At 43.7% G+C, this 2,355-nt stretch carries 3 protein-coding genes; 2 read left to right on the forward strand and 1 reads right to left on the reverse strand.

Annotated elements, in window-relative coordinates; genetic code table 11:
- The coding region (locus KDK14_RS15760; protein WP_257266128.1) for a hypothetical protein at window positions 1-710 on the reverse strand (710 nt) is incomplete at its 3' end.
- A gap of 582 nt (window positions 711-1,292) precedes the next feature.
- Here KDK14_RS15760 and KDK14_RS15765 point away from each other — a divergent pair.
- Both KDK14_RS15765 and cutA read left to right on the forward strand, forming a co-directional pair.
- On the forward strand, window positions 1,293-1,865 hold the full coding sequence (locus KDK14_RS15765) for a hypothetical protein (RefSeq protein WP_257266129.1): 573 nt from the start codon (window positions 1,293-1,295) through the stop codon (window positions 1,863-1,865).
- A 26-nt stretch (window positions 1,866-1,891) separates the two neighbouring features.
- Window positions 1,892-2,266 (forward strand): divalent-cation tolerance protein CutA, encoded by a 375-nt coding sequence (gene cutA, locus KDK14_RS15770; RefSeq protein ID WP_257266130.1) that lies wholly within the window; start codon window positions 1,892-1,894, stop codon window positions 2,264-2,266.
- Window positions 2,267-2,355: the final 89 nt, after the last annotated feature.

A 2,355-nucleotide genomic window follows, 5' to 3' on the forward strand; every position in this document is an offset into this window, starting at 1 on the left:
CGGCACGACCGGCTTCCGAAGGTTTCAACGTCTTCTGAAGTTACGGATTCAGGCTCTATACCTTCGATAATCAAGCCAAAATCATCAGCCACCCTCGCTATGTGTTTGCCATTGACCGTAGTGGTTAAATATTCATCTTTAAACTGCTCTGAGTCATGGCGACTGGCATATTTGTGAATTACCTCAAGGTTTTTTTTGTCAAGTACTTCCTGTTCGACGAAGATTGTTTTTGGCAACATCATTTTTGATTGTTTTGCTTCAGAAAGGTATTCATATTGAAAGGCAACCATGGTGCTTTGGTCAAAATGCTGTTGCCATTGAGGATCTTTTACGTTGAATAAAAAATGCCATTCATCAGTTTTGTACTCATTGACGAATTGACCCAGTTCTCCAGCAGTTTCAACAATCAACGGTTCCCAACTGCCAGGTTTGCAGTAATTACTGGTGGTGGACTTATCCTTGATCAAGAAAAACTGTTCCTTGTATTTGTCTTTTAAGGCTTGCAGTCTTTCTCTTATTTGCCTGTCCAGGACATCTTCTGGTCTGACAGCTGGTTTGCCACTGCTTTCGACGGTAACCGGGGCTTTTTGCCCAAATTCAGCAACTTCGGATATGTTTCCAGCCTTAGTCAATGTCCGGCTTGCAATGTCTGAGCGCATTTTCGGAGGTTGATCGGCAGGTGGAATTGACGGTGAAACCTCTGAGTTCAAGGACAGACTTCTGTTTTTTCTCGCGCCGGTATAGGAGACCTGGGGGCAACCCTGTGTGTGTTGAGATGTACTACCTGTATTTAATACAGTACTGTCTACTTTTGGAAAACTGTTCATAGAAGCGTCTCTTTAATAACTTATGAATTTCAACCATCAACGGCAACAGAAATGCATGGATACTCTGGGAAGCTCGAAAAAGTACATTTTCCCAAGCCTCAACATCTTCTGTTGCGATAACGTTGACCAGTAATTTTGACAATAATGAATAAGAAAAAGTTCCTGACAAACATTTCATTATTTCGTACCAAATTTCACCCGCGTTTCAGATCCTGATAAAGGAACTCCCTGAGTCAGAAAATGCCTGAACAGGCATTTCTTGATTTCTGCCATGAGGTGCATATGGATACCACCGGCAAAAGTTCCTGTTCAAGATCCCCGCAAAGTCCTGTTACTAATGCCAGTATCACCAAACCATCCTCTCACAAGTCGGATAGCTGTTGTACACAGGCCTACAATCGACGGTGTAAGTTGCATGATGATGACTTGACGAGTATCAAGTGCCAGAAGGTTACCAATCAACCGATGACTGGGCACTATGATGCAGCCAAAGTAAAAACAGCCAGTATGGAAAGAGCCAACCCTGAACATCACCCTTTGGGACTCACCGAACTCCCGCAAGAGATGCATTTAGAGATATGCAAATATTTGGAAAGCAAATCCATGATGGCGCTTCGTTTGAGTAATAGTATTTTTCATAACCATATTCGTACTATAGATTTAAGAAAGAAGATTAACGACGAATTTGACCTCATGAAAAAACATTATGCAGAAAAATTTTTAGCAGAATGCCGAGTGGATGCATCTGGAAACCCAATAGGGGATGTAAACCCTCTGCAGAGTACACTCGCAACACGAGAAGATCGAAAACCACTAGAGCAGCTGATTATTGAAATATTAAGTAACGAAGAAATAACTGAACATTTAAAATCTGAAAATAGTGTTTTCAATGAAACATTACTGAACCACTCAATTAATGGTAAATTGCCTGCAAGGGAAAACTGGGATAAACACCTGGCAGGGCAAACATTTACCCGTCCGGATAATTCCTGGATAAACAGTGTGCTCATGGAGATCCTGTTCAGATATCATCATTAGTAAATATCATCATGGTATGTAAACAAATGCATGAAACCATTCATAAAAACGGTTGCCAAATGCCCGTAAAACCATCCACCGGGTTCTGCATGGTACTGACCACCTGCCCCAATCAACAGGAAGCCGATACCCATGCCAGGGCCATCATCGAACAGCGCCTGGCAGCCTGCGTTCAGAGCAGTCCAATCCACAGCCACTACCGATGGGAAGGTGAAGTTCAGTCCGATCCGGAAGTACTGCTTCGCATAAAAACCACCGTTGAGCGTTATCAAGTACTGGAGCAATACCTGAAAGCTGCACACAGCTATGATGTGCCACAGATTGTTCAGATACCCATAGAAAACGGCCTGCCAGAGTACCTTGGCTGGATCAGGGAAGAAACGGCGGTCATCGGCCAGTAAGGATTGTTTGAAATGCTCATTCACTGTTGATCAGCCAGGAGGCTGTCCGAGAATAGCGCCCGACTGGGCGTCCCCGTAGCGAGGACGAC

Origin of the sequence: Endozoicomonas sp. ONNA2 (assembly GCF_024606365.1) — a bacterium.
Taxonomy (GTDB): Bacteria; Pseudomonadota; Gammaproteobacteria; order Pseudomonadales; family Endozoicomonadaceae; genus Endozoicomonas.